Source organism: Pseudomonas sp. B19125 (assembly GCF_044218855.1).
In the GTDB taxonomy this organism is placed as follows: domain Bacteria; phylum Pseudomonadota; class Gammaproteobacteria; order Pseudomonadales; family Pseudomonadaceae; genus Aquipseudomonas; species Aquipseudomonas edaphica.
The window spans coordinates 3,317,533-3,337,417 of record NZ_CP162589.1; the positions used below are offsets into that span (position 1 = coordinate 3,317,533).

The window sequence follows — 19,885 nt, forward strand, 5'->3', positions numbered from 1 at the left end:
CTGGGTCGATAAATTGCCTGCAGGCTGGTTCGTTCTTGTTGTGTAGGCGCACGCGTATTGGCGCGTGCCTGATCTATCCAGCGAGAGCGAAACAATGACGAAAAAGAATCTGGTGTATGTCTGGTCCCTGAGAAACGCTGCCGCCGACAAGGCCGGGCAGCCGGTGGCCTACAAGGACCACGAGCGCTATATGAAGTCGGTGCTGGAGTTTCTGGTGGGGTCGCTGAACGACACACCGTTGGGCCAGGCCTACAACCTGGTCGGCGTGGTGTACGACGATGACGAGCAGAACCCGCGGGACCAGCAGTTGGTGGCCGACTATGGTTTTGCCTATCAGCCGGGTCGCCAGTGGCTGTACCCGGCGGACCTGCGCGTGCAGGGCAAGCTGGTCAATGACTTGTTGCTGAGCGTGCCGTCCACCTACCGTCGCCTGCCGCGTGGCAGCGCCGAACACATCGCCGGCAAGCAGGATTTTGAACGTCGCTTGCACGACACCCTGGTGGAGTTGAAGGCCGATATCGTGGTGCTGGACGGCCTGTTGGTGATCCTCGATGAGTTGGTGCGGCCCGGCGCGCCGTTCGCGCGGCGGATCATGAACATCCACCCAGGCATTACCCGTATTGAATCGCCTTACGAGCGCCGTGGCGCCTATGCCACCTGGAATGCCTTGTACGGCGCGCGCGGGCAGACGGTGGTGGATTGGGCGACCAAAGCCACCAAGGCCAGCGAACCGCTGTACCTCACCGGCGCTTCGTTCCATTACGTGGACAACGGCATTGATTCGGGCGAAGTGTTCCACGACGTGCTGAAAACCGAGATTTCGCCTGAGGACACCATCCTCGAATTGCGCTGGAACAACTTCAACAACAGCCTGTTCCCGGCGTTGCATGAAGGGTTGGAGTTGTTGGCCAAGCAGGCCTAAGGCGATCCAAGTGTGGGAGCTGGCTTGCCTGCGATGGCATCAACTCGGTGTACCTGATGTACCGAGGTGTCTGCATCGCAGGCAAGCCAGCTCCCACCTTCTGCTCGGTGTGCTGCTTAAAGGTCGCGCACTACCCGGAACCCAATCCAGTCCCCACGGGTTTGCGGGTAGATGGTGTTGCGGTTGCCCGAGCGTGAGAACACCGGCGCTTCGCCCCAGTCATTGCCGCGGATCTGGTAGCCCTCGCAGTTGGGCTCCATCCAGGCGCTGCCGTCGGTAGGGGCGCCGATATAGTTGGGGTGCTCGCAGTCGGCAACCCGCTCATACACATTGCCGTGCATGTCGTACATGCCGAATGCATTCGGCGGGTAGCTGCCCACCGGCGAGGAATAGCTGTAGCCATCTGCCGGGCCGTAGGTGTTGGCGTGCTGGGCGATGCTGTAGCCCTTGCTCTCGTCGAACGGGAAGGGGAACGGTCCGGCGGAGCCGGCGCGGGCAGCGTATTCACGTTGGGCTTCGCTGACCATGTGGTACTTGTGCCCGGTTTTTTCCGATAGCCAGGCGACGTACTGCTTGATGTCGTCCATGTCCATGCACACTGCCGGCTGGCGTGGCCCTTGCGGGTAGCGGGGCTTGCTGGCGATGCATTCGCGGCCGGGGCGGGTGTCGCCGTCGGCGATCTTGACGCCGGTCTGGCGGATATAGCTGTCCCATTCGGCGGCAGTGACGTGGAAGCGGCTCATGGCAAACGGTTTGGCGAAGGTCACGTCGTGCATCGGGCCTTCATCGGGCTCGCGGCCGACTTCGTCTTCCGGCGTGCCCATGGTGAAGGTGCCGGCGGGCAGCACCACCATTTCCGGGCAGTCCTTGCAGTCCTTGAACACTTTGCCGGGTTGCGGCGTGGCGGCCTGCGCCAGGTTGGGCAGCCATGCCGCGCAAAGAGCAGTCAGCGCCAGGGCGGTCAGGGGTTTGAGTCGGGATGGATTCATGTGGGCATCTCGTTCAAAGGAAAAAAGGGCGCATCACAGGCGTTGGCTCAGCAGGGCCATAAACTGCTGGATTTCGTCGGAGCTGTTGAGCAGGCCGGGGGAGGTACGGATTACCGGGCCGACATCACGGTCGACGGCGTCGATCACCACGCGGTTTTTCATCATGTGGGCGACCACGGCTTCGCTTTCCTGACCCTTGATGCGGAAGAACGTAAAACCTGCCGACAGGTCGGTGCTGCGCGGTGTCACCAACTCGATCTGCGGATGCGCCAGCAACTGGGTTTTGAGTTCGCTGTTGAGTACGTGGATGCGCGCCTCAACCTGTGCCTTGCCCAGTTGCAGGTGCAGCTTGAACGCTTCATCCGCCGCCCAGCGATGCTCAAAGGCGTGGTAGCCGCCGGGCGTCATGGTGGTGGCAAAGTTGGTGTCTTCGGAGAAGGTCGGCACCATGGGTGTGACGTATTTGTTTTCGGCATCGCGGGCGCAGACCAGCCCGGTGCCGCGTGGGCCGAACATCCATTTATGCGTGCCGGCGATAAAGAAGTCGCAGTGCATGGCCGGGAAGTCGAGGTTCTCCACGCCAAAACCATGTACGCCATCGACCACATACAGGATGCGGTCGTTGTCGTCGCGGTTGCGATTGAGTTCCTCCACCAGCTTGCCGATTTCGCCGATCGGCAGCTTCACGCCACTGCCGGACTGCACCCAGGTCATGCCCAGCACGCGGGTAGTGGGGCGAATGGCGCGCTTGATGTTGCCCAGCACTTCGTCACTGGAGACCTGGCTGGCGCGCTCGAACAAGCGGATGCGCCGCACCTGGGTGCCTTGGCGGGCGACGCGAAAGTCCAGCACGTTCTGGGTGGCGTAGTGTTCGTGTTCGGTGGTGAGAATCTCTTGGTCGGGGCGCAGCTTGATCCCGCCGTAGATCATCGCCAGGCCTTCCGACGTGCTGCCGGTGAGGGCGATCTGAGCCGGCTTGGCGTTCAGGTAACGACCGGCCCATTCGCGCACCTGGCCTTCACGTTTCCAGGTTTCTTCCAGGCCCCAGTCCATGGCCAGGCCGGGGTTGCGGTCGATCTGCTGGCGGTAGCGCTCAATGGCTTCGCGCACGGGGCGTGGGTGGGAGGTCACCAGGAAGTTGGAAAAGTGCAGGTAGTCCGGGTCTTGGGTGAACAGCTGTTTGAAACCCGTCCATGGGTCGTTTGTGGCAGGCGACTGGGTGGCTGCCTGGGCGTGCGCGAGCAATGTGCTGCCCAATGGCAGGCTAGCGGCGAGTACGCCAGCCTGCTTGAGGAATGTACGGCGGTCGGTCATGGACTGGCTTCTGAGTAATTAGCGGTTGGCCAACGGCTTGGCGGCTTTTTGTACCTGGTCCCACACCCGCAGGAAGTTGCCTCCCCACAGCTTGGCGATGTCGGCCTCGGAGTAGCCGCGCTGGATCAGTTCGGCGGTGACATTGCGCACTTCGCCGACGTTCTCCCAGCCCTGGATGCCGCCGCCGTCGTTGAAATCCGAGGCGATGCCGACGTGGTCGATGCCGATCTTGCGCACGGTGTAGTCAATGGCATCGCCCCAGTCCTTGAGGGTGGCCTTGGGTTCTTCTTCAAGAATGACGTACAGCCCCTGGGCGTACTGGCCGAACTTCTGCTCGGGCCAGGCGGCGATGATGGCGTCACCGGGCATCAAGGCCATGGCCAGGTTGGGCAACGGCGGCAAATCGAAGCGCGCACGCAAAGTGTTGAGCTTGTCTTGGGTGGGTTGGCTCAGCGGGCGCAAATAGGCCGGGAAGCCCACCACCTGCACCACGCCACCGCTGTTTTTGATCAGTTGCAGTTCTTTGTCGCTGAGGTTGCGCGGGATATCCACCGAGGCACGCGGCGCCGAATGCGAGGCAATCATGGGGGTACGGCTCAATTGCGCGACTTGCTCCAGCGCCTTGGTCGACATCTGCGACACATCGATGATCACGCCCAGGTCGTTGAGGCGGTGCACGGCTTGTTGGCCGATGGCTGACAGCCCTTCAAGCGCGTCGGTGGTGTCATTGAAAAACGGCAGCGGGCGTGACGAGTCGGACCAGGCGTTGTTGCCGATATAGCTGAAGCCGAACATGCGCATGCCGCGTGCCGCCCACAGGTCCAGCTGGTTGAGGTCGTCGCCCAGCGGGTAGGCGTTGAGCATGCTGATAAAGATCGCAAACTTGCCCTCGCCATGCAGGCGCCGCATATCGTCCGGGGTGTAGGCGATGCCGACCTGGTTGGGGAAGTCGCGCACCATGCCGGAGATGATCTTGTAGCGCACCTCCTGCTCGTGACGGGCCTCCTCGACAAAACCGTCGGTGGGTTTGTGCGGCGCGTTGGGGCCGTTCCAGATTTCCGGCCAGCCGAAAATCGTCAGGGCCGCGCCCGACAAGCGCCCGCGTGCCGCCTTGGCGAGGTCAAACTGGCCGCTGCCATCCTTGTCGGCTTCGTTGCCGGCGGTGCCGAAATCCATGGGCACGGTGATATGGCTGTCGAACGACAACAAGCGGTCCTGCATTTCGTTGGCCTGCTTGATCACCTCCAGCGGGTAGCCGGCATTGCCTTTGAACCAGTGATCCCAGGCCAGGAAACCGACCCCGGCGCCGATGGCCAGTGCCAGCGGCAGGCCGATATACAGCGCCTTTTTCGAACGTGATTTTGTCATTGCCATCTCAGTCAGTTGAGGCCTTTGCTATCAGGGAAGAACGAGCCATGGCCGGGGAAATTTAGGCGCGGGCGCTGGGCCGGTAAATTTCTCGCGGCCGTCAACGTTCTAGCTCTGATCAAGCTGTTTCCTAAGGTAGACAATGACCCTCTCTCGACGTGGCTTCATCGCCGGCCTGGCGCTGACCGGCGCTGCCGTGCCAGCGGCCCTTTATGCCCACCGCGAGCTGACGCGTGAAGAATTCCCGATCACGCCGGGCGAGGCCACGGTGGACCTGGCCGACACCGCCGGCCAACACCTGGCCAATACCCTGCGCGGTGTGTGGAGCCTGCGCCTGGAGGGCCGCGATGCAGGCCTTAAAGGCTTGCCGCTGCAAGGCCTGGAGCTGTTGCTCGACATCGCCCCGCGCGGCCGTGGCTTGCGTGGCTATCTGGACACCGCTGCAAACCTGCGTGCCGAGGGCGAGCCGCGTTACCGCGTGCTCGGTGATCTGCTGACGGGCGAGGGCGCCGTGCTCTACTGGCGCCTGATCGACCGCGACGCCGCGGATGGCGCACCGGCCTATGAGTTCAAGATGACCCTCGACGAAGTTTGGGCCGACTTCGCCAATGCCGGCAGCAGCACCCTGAGCGGGCAGGTTCTCGACCTTGAGCGTCCCCTGGCCCTGACCGAGCGCGACAACCGCTTTATCGCCCACAAGCAACTGTTCCCCGAGGCGCGCCAGCGTATCGGCCTTAACCCGACCTTGCTGGCCTGGCTGATCGCGCCTGAGCACCGGCTGTTCCACCAGCTCTGGCACGCCACCCGTGACCAGTGGCACAAGCTGTCCGAGGAAAAACGCGATGCCCTGCGCGGTATCGGTTGGCAACCCGGGCCACGCGGCCAGGAGCGCGACGCGCGCGGCAAACGCAAAGACCGCAACGGTTCGGGTATCGACTTCTTTTTCATGCACCGGCATATGCTTGGCACTGCGCGCTCCATGCAAGACCTGCCTTCCTGGCCGCAATTCCCTGAACCCCAACCGGCGCTGGAACGCGATCGCCTGGGGTTTTTGCGTTATTTCGATAACCACGACGGCTTTGCGCTGCCACCCTGTTGGTCAGCACCTGATGACAGCGACTACACCCAATGGGTCAGCGATATCAAGGCGGCCGAGACCTACCACAGCAACTTCCAGGTGTGGGAGTCGCAGTACCGTGACCCGCGTTACCTGGCCAAACTGACCTTGGGCCAGTTAGGTTCGGAGATGGAGCTGGGCCTGCACGACTGGCTGCACATGCGTTGGGCCTCGGTGCCCCGTGACCCGTCCAACGGCGCGCCGGTGCCGTTCGCCCGTGACCCGGCGGACTTTGCCGCGCGTTGGTACGCGCCGCAGAACGACTTCCTGGGCGACCCGTTCTCATCGCACGTAAACCCGGTGTTCTGGCACTTTCACGGCTGGATCGATGATCGCATCGAGGACTGGTTTCGCGCCCATGAGCGGTTCAATCCAGGCGAGGTCAGCCGGCTGGAGGTCAACGGGGTCAAGTGGTTTGCCCAAGGCCGCTGGGTGGAAGTCGCTGACCCATGGCTGGGGCCGGACACCCACGGTTGCAGCACCACGCCGGGGCTGCAGATGGGGCGGTCGATGGAGATGGACCCGGAGACCATGAAGCTGGCGCTGCGCATCACCTTCGCCGAAGAAGACGGATTGCAGGCCTTGTTCAAGCGCGTGCCGAAACGGCCCTGGTATGCGCGCCACCTGAAACTCAAGTAATGCCCGGGACGTTTGGCCACAGGTCTGCAACAAGGAACAAACGTTCGGCTTCTTCCCAATCTGCGCCTTGCTGAACCAGCCGCACCAGTAATTGGGCCGGTGCCATCGGGTCGAGGTCTGCCAGCCAGGCTTGCATCTGGTCAGCACGCCACACCTGATCCTCCGAGTAATGCGCCGGCGCCAGCCAGGCGTGCCGAGGCAGGGGTTGCCAGCGCCCCGGCGGGCTCTGGCTGACGAAGTCGCGCCAATCACGCTGATGCAGCCAGCGCCCGCGCAGGTGCTGTGGTTCAACGCCCAGCGGGGATTCGGCGGTGCCGGGCCACGGATAGAGCAAATACCCGCCCAGCCACAAATGTGCATCGAACTGCGCAATATCCAGCGCCGCCAGGGCTTCGCGGCTTTCCGGGCGGGCCGAAATCGGTAGTTGATGCTGGGCCAGGTGCGCGAGCTTGCGGTCCAGCCGGTCATGACAGCCGGGGCCGAGCCATTGCGCGGGGTCCTGGCCGTTGCCGTCCTGCGGCCCCAGATACAGTTTGATCGCCAGTTCCAGGTGGTGCACGCCATCGCGGTCGCGCACCAGCATATCCAGCTCGCCCAGCGTATGCCCGGCGCGGCGGATCGGCAGGTTGGCGGCCAGTAACTCCACCCCCGGCGCATGTTGCACCGCGAATTGCCACAGGCGCTCGTAGTACAGGCCCAGGCGCCGCGTGCGCGACAGGCTTAGCCAATGCTGCAAGGCGCTGCTGTCCTGGTCGAGGGTGCGTAACCACTGTTCGAGCCGGTGCGGCGCCTGCACCCAGTCGCTGCCGGCCAGTGGATGGCGCTGCGGCCAGGGCGTTTGCGCAAGCATCGGCGGGGCGAGCACCACCCACGCCAGGTCGCGCACCTCGGGGTGGCGCAATTGGCGGGGCAGGTTGAGCAGGTCGGGGAACACAGTCATGGTCCGAGCATAGCCTTTTAGAGCCGTTAAGGGTGGCTGAGAACCATTGTCATCAAGGCCCTGCGGCGACAAAGGGTTTTGCCTGACGCGGCCTTTCGCCCATAATCGTTCTTTTTGCCAGACCCCAAATCCCGCAGGAGCCCCATGGAGCAATTTCGCAATATCGGCATTATCGGTCGCCTGGGCAGTACCCAGGTGCTGGACACCGTCCGCCGGCTGAAAAAATTCCTGCTGGAACGCCACCTGCATGTGATCCTCGAAGACACCATCGCCGAAATCCTGCCCGGCCACGGCCTGCAAACCTCGTCGCGCAAGATGCTCGGCGAAGTCTGTGACATGGTTATTGTGGTCGGCGGCGACGGCAGCCTGCTGGGTGCCGCCCGTGCACTGGCGCGGCACAACGTGCCGGTGCTGGGGATCAACCGTGGCAGTTTGGGGTTCCTCACGGATATCCGCCCGGATGACCTCGAAGTCGAAGTGGCCAAGGTGCTCGACGGCCATTACCTGGTGGAAAACCGCTTCCTGCTGCAAGCCGAAGTACGCCGCCACGGTGAGGCCATCGGCCAGGGCGATGCGCTCAACGATGTGGTGCTGCACCCTGGCAAATCCACGCGCATGATCGAGTTCGAGCTGTATATCGACGGCCAGTTCGTGTGCAGCCAAAAGGCTGACGGCCTGATCGTCGCCACGCCGACCGGTTCTACCGCGTACGCACTGTCGGCTGGCGGTCCGATCATGCACCCCAAACTCGATGCCATTGTGATCGTGCCGATGTACCCCCATATGTTGTCCAGTCGGCCAATTGTGGTTGATGGCAACAGTGAGCTGAAAATCGTGGTGTCCAAAGACATGCAGATCTACCCGCAAGTCTCCTGCGACGGGCAGAACCATTTCACCTGCGCCCCCGGTGACACCATCACCGTGAGCAAAAAGGCACAGAAGTTGCGGTTGATCCACCCGCTGGACCACAACTACTACGAAGTGTGCCGCACCAAGCTGGGCTGGGGCAGCCGCTTGGGGGGTGGAGGCGACTGATGCTCGATCCCGCGCGTAGCTACGACCTGATTGGTGACGTGCACGGTTGCGCTCATACCCTTGAGCACTTGCTCGACCGGCTGGGCTACCATAAACAGGCTGGAACCTGGCGCCATCCGACGCGTATGGCGGTGTTCCTCGGCGATATCATCGACCGTGGGCCACGCATCCGCGAGGCGCTGCATATCGTCCACGATATGACCGAGGCCGGCCAGGCGCTGTGCATCATGGGCAACCACGAGTTCAACGCGCTGGGCTGGAGCACGCCGGCGCCGCCGGGCAGTGGCAAGCAGTTCGTGCGCGAGCACAACCCACGCCATGCGCGGTTGATCCACGAAACTCTGACCCAGTTCGAGCACCACCCGGCCGACTGGCACGACTTCCTCGGCTGGTTCTACGACATGCCGCTGTTTGTCGACGCCGGGCGGTTTCGCGTGGTGCATGCGTGTTGGGACGAAGGCTTTATCCAGCCGCTGCGCGCCACCTTCCCGGATGGCTGCATCGACCAGCACTTTTTGCAGGCCGCCGCCGTGCCGGGCAGCTTTGCCTGCAACGCCTTCGACCGCCTGCTGCGCGGCACCGACATGCGCCTGCCGGACGGCCTGACGCTGACCGGTGGCGATGGCCTGACGCGCTCATTTTTCCGCACCAAATTCTGGGAAGACGACCCCAAAACCTACGGCGACATCGTGTTCCAGCCCGATGCACTGCCGGAACCGGTGGCGCGAACGCCGCTTTCGTCTACGGAAAAAAATTCCCTGCTGCGTTATGGCGTCGACGAACCGTTGTTGTTCGTCGGCCATTACTGGCGCAGCGGCAAGCCGGCGCCGATCCGCGACAACCTGGCCTGCCTGGACTACAGCGCGGTGCTTTACGGCAAGCTGGTGGCGTACCGACTGGACCAGGAAACCCGCCTGGATCCGCGTAAATTTGTATGGGTCGACGTTGAGCGGCCTGAGGTGATCACATGATCCTGTGTGTACCACCACTGAACTTTTAAGGAAGCACCATGGATGATTCGACGTTCGACCAGCTGAAAGCCGCGCTGTCTGCGGCGCCCGGCAATGTCGCGCTGCTGACGATGCTGGTCGGCGCCAGCCTTGAGCGCGGCGAGCTTGAGCGCGGGCTTGACCTGCTGCCGGCCGACCTTGAACAATGGCCCAACGCCGCAGCCCTTAAGCTGGCCGCCGCGCAGCTGTGTCTTGCCGCCGGCCAGGCACCACGTGCCTTGCAACTGATAGAGGGCAACGACCCTGCCGCACGCCTGCTCAAGGCCCGCGTGCTGGCGTCGCTGGAACGCCTCAAGGAAGCCCAGGTGGAATACCGCGCGGCAGTCGATGCCAATCCGGCGCTGGAAGACATGGCGCTGTGGCGTCGGTTGAATGTGTCGGTGCTGGATTTTCCTGCGGCCGAAGGGCGCCCGCGCCTGCGCGTGATTTCCAACGACGACACCGACAAGAGCGAAGTGGTGCGCCTGCTGGTGCCGGAAAAGGAAACCCTGACTTTTGACGATATCGGTGGCCTGGACGAGCTGAAAAAGACTATCCACAAAAAGATCATCCTGCCGTATCAAAAACCTGGGCTATTCCAGCGTTTTCGCAAGAAGGTCGGCGGCGGCGTGCTGCTGTACGGCCCGCCAGGGTGTGGCAAGACCCTGTTAGCCCGCGCGACGGCCGGGGAGTGCAAGGCGACGTTTTTCAATGTGGCGATTTCTGATGTGCTGGACATGTATATCGGTGAGTCCGAGCGCAAGTTGCACGCGTTGTTCGAACAGGCACGGGCCCAGGCGCCTGCGGTGATGTTCTTCGATGAAGTCGAGGCGTTGGGCGGCAAACGTTCGAATACCCGTGAATCGACCTCCTCAAAGTTGGTTAGCCAGTTCCTGTCCGAGATGGACGGGTTTACCAATGACAACCACGGGGTGTTGATCCTTGCCGCGACCAACGTGCCATGGTCGGTGGACTCGGCCTTCCGTCGCCCTGGGCGCTTTGACCGCGTGCTGTTCGTGCCGCCGCCGGATCGTCCTGCGCGCGAAAGCATGCTCAAGGCGATGATGAAAGGCCGGCCCATGGCCGATGACATCGACTTTGCCTTCCTGGCCAAGAACACCTCGGGTTTCTCAGGCGCGGACCTCAGCGAGTTGGTGGAAACCGCTGCCGATGAGGCGATTGAAGCCTCGATCGAGAGTGGTACCGAACAGTTGATCTGCGACCGGCATTTCAAGGCCGCGTTGAAAGACGTACGTGCGACCACCCTGGAGTGGTTGACCACCGCGCGTAACTACGCGCGATACGCCAATGAAGGCAATCAATACGACGAGGTGCTGGCCTTCCTCGACAAACACGGGAAGGGTCGCTGATGGCGCAGTACGGTGGGTACCGCATTGAAGATGAGCCGCGCCCGGGCGCCTTGGCCAAATGGGCGGTGTCACCGCTGTGGCCCTTGTTGGGCTTGATGCTGGGTGGCGCCTGGCTCGGCTTGCCCTGGTTTGTGTTCAACTCGATTGCCGTGGGCAGCCCGACGCGGGTGCGCGAGTGGGTGTTGGCCGGCGTGGCGCTGGTGGGCAGCGTGGTCATTGGGTTCGGGCTGCTGCAACTGGTGGGCTTTGGCTATATCCAGTCCCAGGCCGGGGTCCAATATGCCTTGCTGGTATTGGTGGTGTGGAAATTGAGCATTGGTTACCTGTTGTATATGCAGCAAAACGCGACCATCGAGATTTACCAATACTACGGCGGTGTCCTCAGCCGTTTTGGTCTCCCATTGGCGTTGATCGGTGGCTTTGTTCTTAAAGGCATGGTCGTCAAATGGGTGCCCAGCACCCTTTGGTATCTGGTGGTGAGCTGATGAATACCGACTACCTGTTGCAACTGGCTTATCAGCGCCTGCAGGCTGACCACAATGACGGTGCCATTGATGCGTTGCGCCAACTGCTGGCCAGCGACCCGCACTCCGGCGAAGCCCATGCGCTGCTGGCGATCTGTTTGATGAACATGCGCCGCGTGCATGCGGCCAAGCGTGAAGTGCAGCTCGCCCTGGCGTCGGATGCGCAGTTGCCGTTGGCTCACTACGCGGCCGCCCAGGTGGCGATGGCCTTGCGCAAGTTCAGCCTGGCCCAAGAACATTTGACCCAGTTACTGGATATGGAACCGCTCAACCCCATCAATTACCGCTGCCTGGCCGAGCTGTATCAATTGACCGGCCGCCTGGCGCAGAGCCGCGAGCCGCTGGAAAAAGCCCTGGAGCTGGCCCCCGATGACGCTTCCAACTTGGTCGCCATGGCGCAGTTCCATCGCGCCAGTGGCCATTGGGATCAGGCGCATCAGTTTGCGCGTCAAGCGTTGCAGGCCGATCCGGGCAATGCCGGCGCGGTGGTGGTGCTGGGGCATTTGCTGCTGCGCGAGGGCGACGTCAAGGGCGCCCGCGAGAATGCGATCTGGGCTTTGCAGGAAAATGCCACGAATGTCGCGGCGCTGCACCTGCTGACGGCAGTAAAAGCCCGCAGTAATTTGTTTTTGGGCGCTTGGTGGCGCTTCAATAGCTGGATGAACGAGCGCAGCGCCACTCGCGCCATTGTCCTACTGCTGTTTATGTTCGTGGCCTACCGTGTGGTGGTCATCACCCTGACGGCCCAGGGTTACCCGCAAGTGGCGCAGATGATTGATTGGGTGTGGCTGGCGTTTGCCGCCTATACCTTCGCGGCGCCGCAGATCTTCCGGCGCTTGCTGGAAAAGGAGCTGGTCCAGGTCAAGCTGTCCAAGGAATTCTGACGCGTCGGTGTCGAGCCCTGCGTTCAATTGTCAATCACGGTATTCGCCGAACCAGCGACCGTTATCAAGAGGTTGTGTACATGTCGTCTTTTGCTGAAATGATCGAAAACATCACCCCGGACATCTACGAGAGCCTCAAGCTGGCCGTGGAAATCGGCAAGTGGTCCGATGGCCGCAAGCTCACTGCGGAGCAGCGCGAGCTGTCGCTGCAAGCGGTGATCGCCTGGGAAATCCAGAACCTGCCCGAAGAGCAGCGTACCGGCTACATGGGCCCGCAGGAATGCGCGTCCAAGTCGGCGCCGGTGCCGAACATTCTGTTCAAGTCGGATGCGATCCATTGATTGAAATTGGTCGCGGTGCAGTCAGTAAAATGTCGGCGCAACTCGGTGAGCCGACCGTTCAATACGCGTTTCGCCTGGGCGACACCGAGGTGCCGGTCAACCCGTTGATCGGTAGCCACGTGCGCCTGGAGTATCTCGGTGCCATCCATTGCAGCCATTGCGGCCGCAAGACCAAGACCAGTTTCAGCCAGGGTTACTGCTACCCGTGCATGACCAAACTGGCCCAGTGTGACCTGTGCATCATGAGCCCCGAGCGTTGCCATTACGACGCCGGCACCTGCCGTGATCCGGGCTGGGGCGAACAATTCTGCATGACCGACCACGTGGTGTACCTGGCCAACTCGTCGGGCATCAAGGTCGGCATCACCCGTGCCACCCAGTTGCCGACCCGCTGGCTCGACCAGGGCGCCAGCCAGGCGCTGCCGATCATGCGCGTGGCGACCCGTCAGCAATCCGGTTTCGTTGAAGACCTGTTTCGCAGCCAAGTGGCCGATAAAACCAACTGGCGTGCTTTACTCAAGGGCGATGCGCAATCGGTGGATCTCAAGCAGGTACGCGATGAGCTGTTCGCCACCTGCGCCGACGGCCTGCTGGGGTTGCAGGAACGCTTTGGCTTGCAGGCCATCCAACCGGTAACCGACATCGAGCCGATCGAAATTCGTTACCCGGTCGAGCAATACCCGGCCAAGATCGTCAGCTTCAACCTGGACAAGAACCCGATTGCCGAAGGCACGTTGCTGGGGATCAAGGGCCAGTACCTGATCTTCGACACCGGCGTTATCAACATTCGTAAGTACACGGCCTACCAGCTCGCCGTGCATCAGTAAAAAGGATGCTATCCATGCGCACCGAACAACCGAAGATGATTTACCTGAAGGACTATCAGGCGCCGGATTACCTGATCGAAGAAACGCACCTGACCTTCGAGTTGTTCGAGGACCATAGCCTGGTCCATGCGCAGCTGGTGATGCGCCGCAACCCCGAGCGCGGCACCGGCTTGCCGCCGCTGGTGCTCGATGGCCAGCAGTTGGAGCTGTTGACCGTCAACCTGGGTGACAAGGAACTGACCGAGGCCGACTACCAGTTGACCGACAGCCACCTGACCCTGCACCCGACCTGCGAAACCTTCACGGTCGACACCAGCGTGCGTATCCACCCGGAAACCAACACTGCCCTGGAAGGCCTGTACAAATCCAGCGGCATGTTCTGCACCCAGTGCGAGGCCGAAGGTTTCCGCAAGATCACTTACTACCTCGACCGCCCGGACGTGATGAGCACCTTCACCACCACGGTGATCGCCGAACAACACAGCTACCCGGTGCTGCTCTCCAACGGCAATCCGATTGCCAGTGGCCCCGGCGAAGACGGCCGTCATTGGGCGACCTGGGAAGACCCGTTCAAGAAACCTGCCTACCTGTTTGCATTGGTGGCCGGTGACTTGTGGTGCGTTGAAGACACTTTCACCACCATGACCAATCGTGAAGTGGCGCTGCGCATCTATGTCGAGCCGGAAAACATCGACAAGTGCCAGCACGCCATGACCAGCCTGAAAAAATCCATGCGCTGGGACGAAGAAACCTACGGTCGCGAGTACGACCTCGACATCTTCATGATCGTGGCCGTGAATGACTTCAACATGGGCGCCATGGAGAACAAGGGCCTCAATATTTTCAACTCCAGCGCCGTGCTGGCCCGCGCCGAAACCGCCACCGACGCCGCTCACCAGCGCGTCGAGGCGATTGTTGCCCACGAATACTTCCACAACTGGTCGGGCAACCGTGTGACCTGCCGTGACTGGTTCCAGCTGTCGCTCAAGGAAGGCTTCACCGTGTTCCGTGACTCGGGCTTCTCCGCCGACATGAACTCGGCCACGGTCAAGCGCATCCAGGATGTGGCGTACCTGCGCACCCATCAGTTCGCTGAAGACGCCGGCCCGATGGCCCACGCGGTACGCCCGGACAGCTTTATCGAGATCTCCAACTTCTACACCCTGACCGTATACGAAAAGGGCTCGGAAGTGGTCGGCATGATCCACACCTTGCTCGGCGCTGAAGGCTTCCGTAAAGGCAGCGACCTGTACTTCGAACGCCATGACGGCCAGGCCGTGACCTGCGACGACTTCATCAAGGCCATGGAAGACGCCAACGGCGCCGACCTCAGCCAGTTCAAGCGCTGGTACAGCCAGGCCGGTACGCCGCGTCTGGCGGTAAGCGAGTCGTTTGATGCCGCAGCCAAAACCTACAGCCTGACGTTCCGCCAGAGCTGCCCGCAAACGCCGGACAAGGTTGAGAAACTGCCGTTCGTGATTCCGGTGGAATTGGGCCTGCTGGACGGGCAGGGCGCCGCTATCGCCTTGCGCCTGGCGGGTGAAGCGGCGGCTGGCGGCACGTCGCGGGTGATTTCGGTGACGCAAGCGGAGCAGACCTTCACCTTCGTCGACATCGCAGAAAAGCCGTTGCCTTCGCTGCTGCGCGGCTTCTCGGCGCCGGTGAAACTGAGCTTCCCGTACAACCGCGACCAACTGATGTTCCTGATGCAGCACGACAGCGATGGCTTCAACCGCTGGGATGCCGGCCAGCAATTGTCGGTGCAGGTGTTGCAGGAGCTGATCGCCCAGCATCAGCAAGGCCAGGCCTTGAAGTTGGACCAGCGTTTGATCGACGCACTGCGCACGGTGCTCAGCGATGAAAGCCTGGACCAGGCCATGGTCGCCGAAATGCTCTCGCTGCCAAGCGAGGCCTACCTCACGGAAATCAGCGAAGTGGCGGATGTGGAGGCCATCCACGCCGCCCGTGAGTACGCCCGCAAGCAACTGGCTGACAACCTGTTCGAAGCGCTGTGGCTGCGTTACCAGGCCAATCGCGAGCTGTCCAAGCAGACGCCTTATGTGGCGGCGGCCGAGCACTTCGCGCGGCGCGCCTTGCAGAACATCGCGCTGTCGTACCTGATGCTCAGCGGCAAGCCTGAAGTGTTGGCCGCAACGCTGGACCAGTTCGACACCAGCGATAACATGACCGAGCGTCTCACGGCATTGGCGGTGCTGGTGAACTCGCCGTTTGAGGCGGAAAAAGCCCAGGCGTTGGCCGTGTTTGCCGAGAACTTCAAGGACAACCCGTTGGTGATGGACCAGTGGTTCAGCGTGCAGGCGGGCAGCACGTTGCCGGGTGGTTTGGCGCGGGTCAAGGCGTTGATGGAGCACTCGGCGTTCAACATCAAGAACCCGAACAAGGTGCGCGCACTGGTGGGTGCATTTGCCGGGCAGAACCTGATCAACTTCCATGCTGCAGACGGCTCGGGTTATCGCTTCCTGGCGGACCTGGTGATCCAGCTCAATGGCTTCAACCCACAGATTGCTTCGCGCCAGTTGGCGCCGTTGACCCGCTGGCGTAAATACGACAGCGCCCGTCAAGCGCTGATGAAGGCGGAGCTTGAGCGCATTCGTGCCTCCGGCGAGCTGTCGAGCGATGTATTCGAGGTGGTCAGCAAGAGCCTTGCGTAAACCGCGCGCATAAAAAAACGGCCTGAACGGGCTAATGCCAGTCAATTAAGACATAGCCGGTAATTGTGGCGAGGGAGCTTGCTCCCGTTGGACGGCGTAGCAGTCCCATGCTTTTAAAGCAAAGAGCAGGGGCCGCTTCGCGCTGGAGCGCCAGCCCGGCCCAGCGGGAGCAAGCTCCCTCGCCACAGGTTACTGGTTGTCAGTTCTAGCGCTTAACTGGCTGGCATTAGCCTGAACAGGCCGTTTTTTTTCGTCTCAAATAACCGGTGGGCGCGGTGTGTCTGCGCCGTGGTCGAGCGCGAAGCGCTCCGAGATAATCCCGTGGGGAACGCCCAATGGAATTGCGCCGGCAGTGTCCAGGCGGGCCACTTGCTCGTTCGACAGGCCGGCATAGTGGATCTTGCCGGCGCGCACCAAGTCATCGAAGCTGCGCAGTATCTCTTCCATCGGCGTGACGTTGTCGCTCATGTGCGCCCAGAGCAGGTCGATGTGATCGGTGTTCAAGCGTTTGAGGCTTTCTTCGACCGCCCGCACCATGTTCTTGCGGTTGTTGCCGAGTTTTGTAATTTATTCGGTCAAGGGTCTTTTTTGCTGCTGACATTTTCTGACAGGACGCTCTGCTAAGCTGCGGCACTTTTTCCTTTTTCGGCGGGGTCCAAGTGTCGCGTACCACTCGTTTACTCACCTTGTTGCAGGCCCTGCGGGGCAAGAAGCGCCCGGTGACCGCGGCCGTACTGGCTGCGCAGTTGGAAGTCTCCGAGCGCACGCTGTACCGCGATATCGCTGAGCTGACGGCACTCGGCGCGCCGATTTTTGGTGAGGCGGGGGTGGGTTATGTGTTGCGCAGCGGGCTGTTTTTGCCGCCATTGATGCTCAACGCCGAGGAAACTGAAGCCATCGTGCTGGGGTTACGCTATGTGGACCAGCGCGGCGACGACGTGCTCAGTCGTGCGGCGGCTAATGCCTTGGCAAAAATTGCCGATGTGCTCGACCCGGTTGCGCAGGAAGCCTTGCGTAACCCCACGCTGCTGCCGGGGCCGCCGGGGTTTGGCTACCCGGAAAATCGCGTACCGCTGAATGTGTTTCGTGAGGCGATTCGCAACCAGGCCAAGCTGCATATCGATTACGCAGACGCCAGCCAAACCCAGAGCCAGCGGTTGATCTGGCCGTTGGCATTGGGGTTTCTCAATGAGGTCCGTGTGATCGTGGCCTGGTGCGAGTTGCGTGGCGCTTACCGTACGTTTCGCACCGACCGGGTGGCCGCAGCTGACGCCCGAGGTGAGCGTTACCCTGGCCGGCGCAGCGACCTGCTGCGCGGCTGGCGCAAGTTGATGGAACACAATGATTCAGGATCGTTCACTCCTGACAAAAACTGACACAGGGCTGGCTTAGCATGGCGCCATAAATCACTAAAAAGGAGCTGTGCCATGTCTTTTCCAGCGTTAGCCCCCGCCATTGCAGCCTACATAACCGCGACCAATACCGGCGACACCTCAGCCATTGCCCAGTGCTTTGCCGATGATGCCAACGTATTCGATGAAGGCGATCATCAAGTTGGTCCGACAGCCATTGCCCGCTGGGTTGAAGACACCGGGCGTCGCTATCAGCCTCGTGTTGAAGTGATCAACGTGCAGCATCGCACCGGCAAGGTATTGGTCAGCAACAGGGTCTCCGGCAATTTCCCCGGTAGCCCTTTGGAGCTGCGTTATACCTTCCGCCTGAACGAACAGGGCAAGATTTCACGGCTGGATATCTCGCTGTAAGTCATACTGGCACGCATGACTTTCGACTCGCCGCTTGCCGCCTACCAATACGCCATCGCCCAGCAAGGCTTCGTGCCCGACGACGCCCAGTGCCGGGCGGTGCAAGCCCTGCAAACCTGCTTTGAGGCCTTGCACCACGGCCGCTTGCCGATTCCCGGGGTTTACCTGTGGGGGCCAGTGGGCCGGGGCAAGACCTGGCTGATGGATCAGTTCTATCACAGCTTGCGTGTACCTGCGCGGCGCCAGCATTTTCATCACTTCATGGGCTGGGTGCATAAGCGATCTTTCCAGCTCAGTGGCATCCATGACCCCTTGCAGGCTTTGGCGCGCGAACTCAGCCAGGACGTGCGCGTGTTGTGTTTCGACGAACTGTTCGTCAGCGACATCGGTGATGCGATCATTCTCGGCCGGCTGTTCCAGGTGATGTTCGAGGAGGGCGTGGTCATGGTCTGCACCTCCAACCAACCACCGGACGAGCTGTACGCAGGCGGCTTCAACCGCGAGCGATTCTTGCCGGGTATTGAGGCGCTCAAGCAACATATGCACGTGGTGGCAGTGGACGGTGGTGAAGATCACCGTTTGCATCCAGGTGTGGGGCTGCAGCGCTATTGGGTCAATCAGCCACAAGCGCTCGCGACACTGTTCAAACAGTTAAGCGAAGGCCGGGTGACCGGCAGCGGCGTGGTCAGCGTCGGGTACCGTTCGATAGTGGCGGTGCAGTCCAGCGACACGGTGCTCTGGTGCCGGTACGCCGATTTGTGCGAGCAACCCTTGGCAGCGATGGACTTTATGCTGCTGTGCGATCGCTACAAGGCGATCCTGCTGGGTGAAGTGCCCAACCTGAGCGCACAAAAACGTCCGGGACGGATTGCCCGTGGCACCGAAGATGGTGTTCAGCGAGTAATGGCCGGTGACCGTGAGTTGCCTGAATTGTCGGTACACGATGACAGTGTGCGGCGCTTCATCGCGCTGGTGGATGAGTGCTACGACCGCAAGGTGCCACTGTTTATCGAGGCCCAGGTGCCGTTGGCAAGTCTTTACACCGAGGGTTATCTGGAGTTTGCGTTCCGGCGCACCTTGAGTCGTTTGCAAGAGATGCAACTGCAGCGGTTCGGCGCCTAGGACAAATCCCAGGCCAGTGGTGCTTGTTGGTGGGCGCAACCTTCGTCATTTCCGTCAGGTATTTGTAGCTAATCTCCTTCATCTGCGACGGGCTCCCCGCTTACAATTGTCTCCTCAAAGGGAACCGATTCCCTTGTTGTCGTGATTGAGGAAGGAAATGGACACCCCAGACATCCTGGTGCTGCAAGCCAGCTACACCAACCCCGTGCATGCCGAAGCCATTGGCCTGGTGCTTAACCATTACGCTGAAGACCCGATGGGTGGCGGTCACACCTTGCCGGCCGATCTGTTGCAGCAACTGCCAGCCGAACTGGCCAAGCGCCCCCACGCGTTCAGCGTACTGGCGTTTGTCGGCGGGGAGCCGGCGGGTCTGATCAATTGCTTTGAAGGTTTTTCGACGTTTGCCTGCCGCCCGCTGATCAACGTGCACGATGTGGTGGTGATGAATCAGTTTCGTGGCCTGGGGCTTAGCCAGAAAATGCTGCTCAAGGTCGAGGAAATTGCCCGCCAGCGCGGTTGCTGCAAGATCACCCTGGAAGTGCTCGAAGGCAATGACGTGGCGCAAGCGGCCTATCGCAAGTTTGGTTTTGATGATTCGATATTTGACCCCGCCCACGGCCGTATGCTTTTCTGGAGCAAACCGCTTTAATCACTGCGCTTAATATAGGCAACATAAAAAAGGCGCCATTAAATGGCGCCAAATTAACCTTTGCCAAAGGAGCGGATTGGCATAGGGGCATGCAGATTAACTAAAGATTAAATCAGCTGTTAGGCTGTTGTTCAGCGCTGTTTTGTTCGGGCTTTACAGACTTGCCGTCGGCCAGTGCTGTTTTGTCCGTGGTGCCGTGAATTTGCTGCTGGGTGAAGGCGAAGTTGTTGTAAAACTCCTTCGAGCGCTCTGAACCGCCCTCTGCGAAGGCGGCTACGGAGGTCAGGCTCATCAGGCCGGCAAGCATTAAGGTCGAAAGTTTCATGGCAGTATTCCCATTAAGAGTGAGTGGTGTTCGATCGCTCCGTGATCCGATTCATGGAGCGACTATGGGGCTGTCTTATTAAGTGGGAATTAACA

At 61.2% G+C, this 19,885-nt stretch carries 19 protein-coding genes and 1 pseudogene; 14 read left to right on the forward strand and 6 right to left on the reverse strand.

What is annotated here, in order from left to right; all coding sequences use genetic code 11:
- The first annotated feature begins 94 nt into the window (after window positions 1-94).
- On the forward strand, window positions 95-922 hold the full coding sequence (locus AB4P96_RS15090) for a formyltransferase family protein (RefSeq protein WP_099549288.1): 828 nt from the start codon (window positions 95-97) through the stop codon (window positions 920-922).
- Window positions 923-1,038: 116 nt separating this feature from the next.
- On the opposite strand, the gene AB4P96_RS15095 is transcribed toward AB4P96_RS15090, so the two are convergent.
- The 3 genes from AB4P96_RS15095 to pvdM are packed head-to-tail and all read right to left on the reverse strand — an operon-like array spanning window position 1,039 to window position 4,593.
- Entirely contained in the window at window positions 1,039-1,911 is an 873-nt protein-coding gene (locus tag AB4P96_RS15095) for a formylglycine-generating enzyme family protein (protein ID WP_395599726.1), read from the reverse strand.
- Window positions 1,912-1,944: 33 nt separating this feature from the next.
- Window positions 1,945-3,225 (reverse strand): aminotransferase class V-fold PLP-dependent enzyme, encoded by a 1,281-nt coding sequence (locus AB4P96_RS15100; RefSeq protein ID WP_138452336.1) that lies wholly within the window; start codon window positions 3,223-3,225, stop codon window positions 1,945-1,947.
- Window positions 3,226-3,243: 18 nt separating this feature from the next.
- The gene (pvdM, locus tag AB4P96_RS15105) at window positions 3,244-4,593 is read right to left on the reverse strand and encodes a pyoverdine-tailoring dipeptidase-like protein PvdM (protein WP_395599727.1); all 1,350 of its coding nucleotides are present in this window, start codon (window positions 4,591-4,593) and stop codon (window positions 3,244-3,246) included.
- Between the two features lie 142 nt (window positions 4,594-4,735).
- Between pvdM and AB4P96_RS15110 the strand changes: the two genes are divergently transcribed.
- The gene (locus AB4P96_RS15110; protein WP_017138104.1) at window positions 4,736-6,349 is read left to right on the forward strand and encodes a hypothetical protein; all 1,614 of its coding nucleotides are present in this window, start codon (window positions 4,736-4,738) and stop codon (window positions 6,347-6,349) included.
- On the opposite strand, the gene AB4P96_RS15115 is transcribed toward AB4P96_RS15110, so the two are convergent.
- Window positions 6,342-7,289: a DUF1853 family protein gene (locus tag AB4P96_RS15115; protein ID WP_017138105.1), complete on the reverse strand. Its 948-nt coding sequence runs from the start codon at window positions 7,287-7,289 to the stop codon at window positions 6,342-6,344. The two genes, AB4P96_RS15110 and AB4P96_RS15115, sit on opposite strands and share 8 nt — an antisense overlap.
- A 144-nt stretch (window positions 7,290-7,433) precedes the next feature.
- Between AB4P96_RS15115 and AB4P96_RS15120 the strand changes: the two genes are divergently transcribed.
- From AB4P96_RS15120 to pepN, 8 genes are all read left to right on the forward strand, one after another.
- Window positions 7,434-8,324 (forward strand): NAD(+) kinase, encoded by an 891-nt coding sequence (locus AB4P96_RS15120; RefSeq protein WP_010210870.1) that lies wholly within the window; start codon window positions 7,434-7,436, stop codon window positions 8,322-8,324.
- Window positions 8,321-9,295: a metallophosphoesterase gene (locus AB4P96_RS15125; protein ID WP_395600982.1), complete on the forward strand. Its 975-nt coding sequence runs from the start codon at window positions 8,321-8,323 to the stop codon at window positions 9,293-9,295. The genes AB4P96_RS15120 and AB4P96_RS15125 overlap by 4 nt, the downstream gene beginning before the upstream one ends.
- A 38-nt stretch (window positions 9,296-9,333) precedes the next feature.
- On the forward strand, window positions 9,334-10,683 hold the full coding sequence (locus AB4P96_RS15130; protein WP_099549294.1) for an ATP-binding protein: 1,350 nt from the start codon (window positions 9,334-9,336) through the stop codon (window positions 10,681-10,683).
- Complete coding sequence (locus tag AB4P96_RS15135) at window positions 10,683-11,168, forward strand: hypothetical protein (RefSeq protein ID WP_099549295.1); 486 nt, start codon at window positions 10,683-10,685, stop codon at window positions 11,166-11,168. The genes AB4P96_RS15130 and AB4P96_RS15135 overlap by 1 nt, the downstream gene beginning before the upstream one ends.
- On the forward strand, window positions 11,168-12,091 hold the full coding sequence (locus AB4P96_RS15140; protein ID WP_099549296.1) for a lipopolysaccharide assembly protein LapB: 924 nt from the start codon (window positions 11,168-11,170) through the stop codon (window positions 12,089-12,091). Before AB4P96_RS15135 ends, AB4P96_RS15140 begins: the two co-directional genes overlap by 1 nt.
- 80 nt (window positions 12,092-12,171) lie before the next feature.
- Window positions 12,172-12,432: a YeaC family protein gene (locus AB4P96_RS15145; protein WP_017138108.1), complete on the forward strand. Its 261-nt coding sequence runs from the start codon at window positions 12,172-12,174 to the stop codon at window positions 12,430-12,432.
- Window positions 12,429-13,259 (forward strand): DUF2797 domain-containing protein, encoded by an 831-nt coding sequence (locus tag AB4P96_RS15150; protein WP_017138109.1) that lies wholly within the window; start codon window positions 12,429-12,431, stop codon window positions 13,257-13,259. The genes AB4P96_RS15145 and AB4P96_RS15150 overlap by 4 nt, the downstream gene beginning before the upstream one ends.
- Before the next feature lie 14 nt (window positions 13,260-13,273).
- Entirely contained in the window at window positions 13,274-15,931 is a 2,658-nt protein-coding gene (pepN, locus tag AB4P96_RS15155; protein WP_395599728.1) for an aminopeptidase N, read from the forward strand.
- A 375-nt stretch (window positions 15,932-16,306) separates the two neighbouring features.
- On the opposite strand, the pseudogene AB4P96_RS15160 reads toward pepN, so the two are convergent.
- A pseudogene (locus tag AB4P96_RS15160) lies at window positions 16,307-16,498 on the reverse strand (aldo/keto reductase); the annotation flags it as partial.
- A 92-nt stretch (window positions 16,499-16,590) separates the two neighbouring features.
- On the opposite strand from AB4P96_RS15160, the gene AB4P96_RS15165 reads away from it, so the two are divergent.
- The 4 genes from AB4P96_RS15165 to AB4P96_RS15180 all read left to right on the forward strand — a co-directional run bounded on the left by AB4P96_RS15165 (window position 16,591) and on the right by AB4P96_RS15180 (window position 19,465).
- Window positions 16,591-17,307 (forward strand): YafY family protein, encoded by a 717-nt coding sequence (locus tag AB4P96_RS15165; protein ID WP_138449587.1) that lies wholly within the window; start codon window positions 16,591-16,593, stop codon window positions 17,305-17,307.
- Between the two features lie 51 nt (window positions 17,308-17,358).
- On the forward strand, window positions 17,359-17,694 hold the full coding sequence (locus tag AB4P96_RS15170; RefSeq protein WP_017138114.1) for a nuclear transport factor 2 family protein: 336 nt from the start codon (window positions 17,359-17,361) through the stop codon (window positions 17,692-17,694).
- 15 nt (window positions 17,695-17,709) lie between these two features.
- A complete protein-coding gene (zapE, locus tag AB4P96_RS15175) occupies window positions 17,710-18,816 on the forward strand; it encodes a cell division protein ZapE (protein ID WP_017138115.1) in 1,107 nt (368 codons plus the stop codon).
- 157 nt (window positions 18,817-18,973) lie between these two features.
- Entirely contained in the window at window positions 18,974-19,465 is a 492-nt protein-coding gene (locus tag AB4P96_RS15180) for a GNAT family N-acetyltransferase (protein ID WP_017138116.1), read from the forward strand.
- Window positions 19,466-19,577: 112 nt separating this feature from the next.
- On the opposite strand, the gene AB4P96_RS15185 is transcribed toward AB4P96_RS15180, so the two are convergent.
- Window positions 19,578-19,790 (reverse strand): hypothetical protein, encoded by a 213-nt coding sequence (locus AB4P96_RS15185; protein ID WP_017138117.1) that lies wholly within the window; start codon window positions 19,788-19,790, stop codon window positions 19,578-19,580.
- Window positions 19,791-19,885 lie beyond the last annotated feature (95 nt).

Excerpts from the sequence above, each read along its gene's own strand:
- AB4P96_RS15090 (WP_099549288.1), top strand. The coding sequence starts at position 95 with ATGACGAAAAAGAATCTGGTGTATGTCTGGTCCCTGAGAAACGCTGCC.
- AB4P96_RS15095 (WP_395599726.1), bottom strand. The coding sequence starts at position 1,911 with ATGAATCCATCCCGACTCAAACCCCTGACCGCCCTGGCGCTGACTGCT.
- AB4P96_RS15100 (WP_138452336.1), bottom strand. The coding sequence starts at position 3,225 with ATGACCGACCGCCGTACATTCCTCAAGCAGGCTGGCGTACTCGCCGCT.
- pvdM (WP_395599727.1), bottom strand. The coding sequence starts at position 4,593 with ATGACAAAATCACGTTCGAAAAAGGCGCTGTATATCGGCCTGCCGCTG.
- AB4P96_RS15110 (WP_017138104.1), top strand. The coding sequence starts at position 4,736 with ATGACCCTCTCTCGACGTGGCTTCATCGCCGGCCTGGCGCTGACCGGC.
- AB4P96_RS15115 (WP_017138105.1), bottom strand. The coding sequence starts at position 7,289 with ATGACTGTGTTCCCCGACCTGCTCAACCTGCCCCGCCAATTGCGCCAC.
- AB4P96_RS15120 (WP_010210870.1), top strand. The coding sequence starts at position 7,434 with ATGGAGCAATTTCGCAATATCGGCATTATCGGTCGCCTGGGCAGTACC.
- AB4P96_RS15130 (WP_099549294.1), top strand. The coding sequence starts at position 9,334 with ATGGATGATTCGACGTTCGACCAGCTGAAAGCCGCGCTGTCTGCGGCG.
- AB4P96_RS15135 (WP_099549295.1), top strand. The coding sequence starts at position 10,683 with ATGGCGCAGTACGGTGGGTACCGCATTGAAGATGAGCCGCGCCCGGGC.
- AB4P96_RS15140 (WP_099549296.1), top strand. The coding sequence starts at position 11,168 with ATGAATACCGACTACCTGTTGCAACTGGCTTATCAGCGCCTGCAGGCT.
- AB4P96_RS15145 (WP_017138108.1), top strand. The coding sequence starts at position 12,172 with ATGTCGTCTTTTGCTGAAATGATCGAAAACATCACCCCGGACATCTAC.
- pepN (WP_395599728.1), top strand. The coding sequence starts at position 13,274 with ATGCGCACCGAACAACCGAAGATGATTTACCTGAAGGACTATCAGGCG.
- AB4P96_RS15170 (WP_017138114.1), top strand. The coding sequence starts at position 17,359 with ATGTCTTTTCCAGCGTTAGCCCCCGCCATTGCAGCCTACATAACCGCG.
- zapE (WP_017138115.1), top strand. The coding sequence starts at position 17,710 with ATGACTTTCGACTCGCCGCTTGCCGCCTACCAATACGCCATCGCCCAG.
- AB4P96_RS15180 (WP_017138116.1), top strand. The coding sequence starts at position 18,974 with ATGGACACCCCAGACATCCTGGTGCTGCAAGCCAGCTACACCAACCCC.
- AB4P96_RS15185 (WP_017138117.1), bottom strand. The coding sequence starts at position 19,790 with ATGAAACTTTCGACCTTAATGCTTGCCGGCCTGATGAGCCTGACCTCC.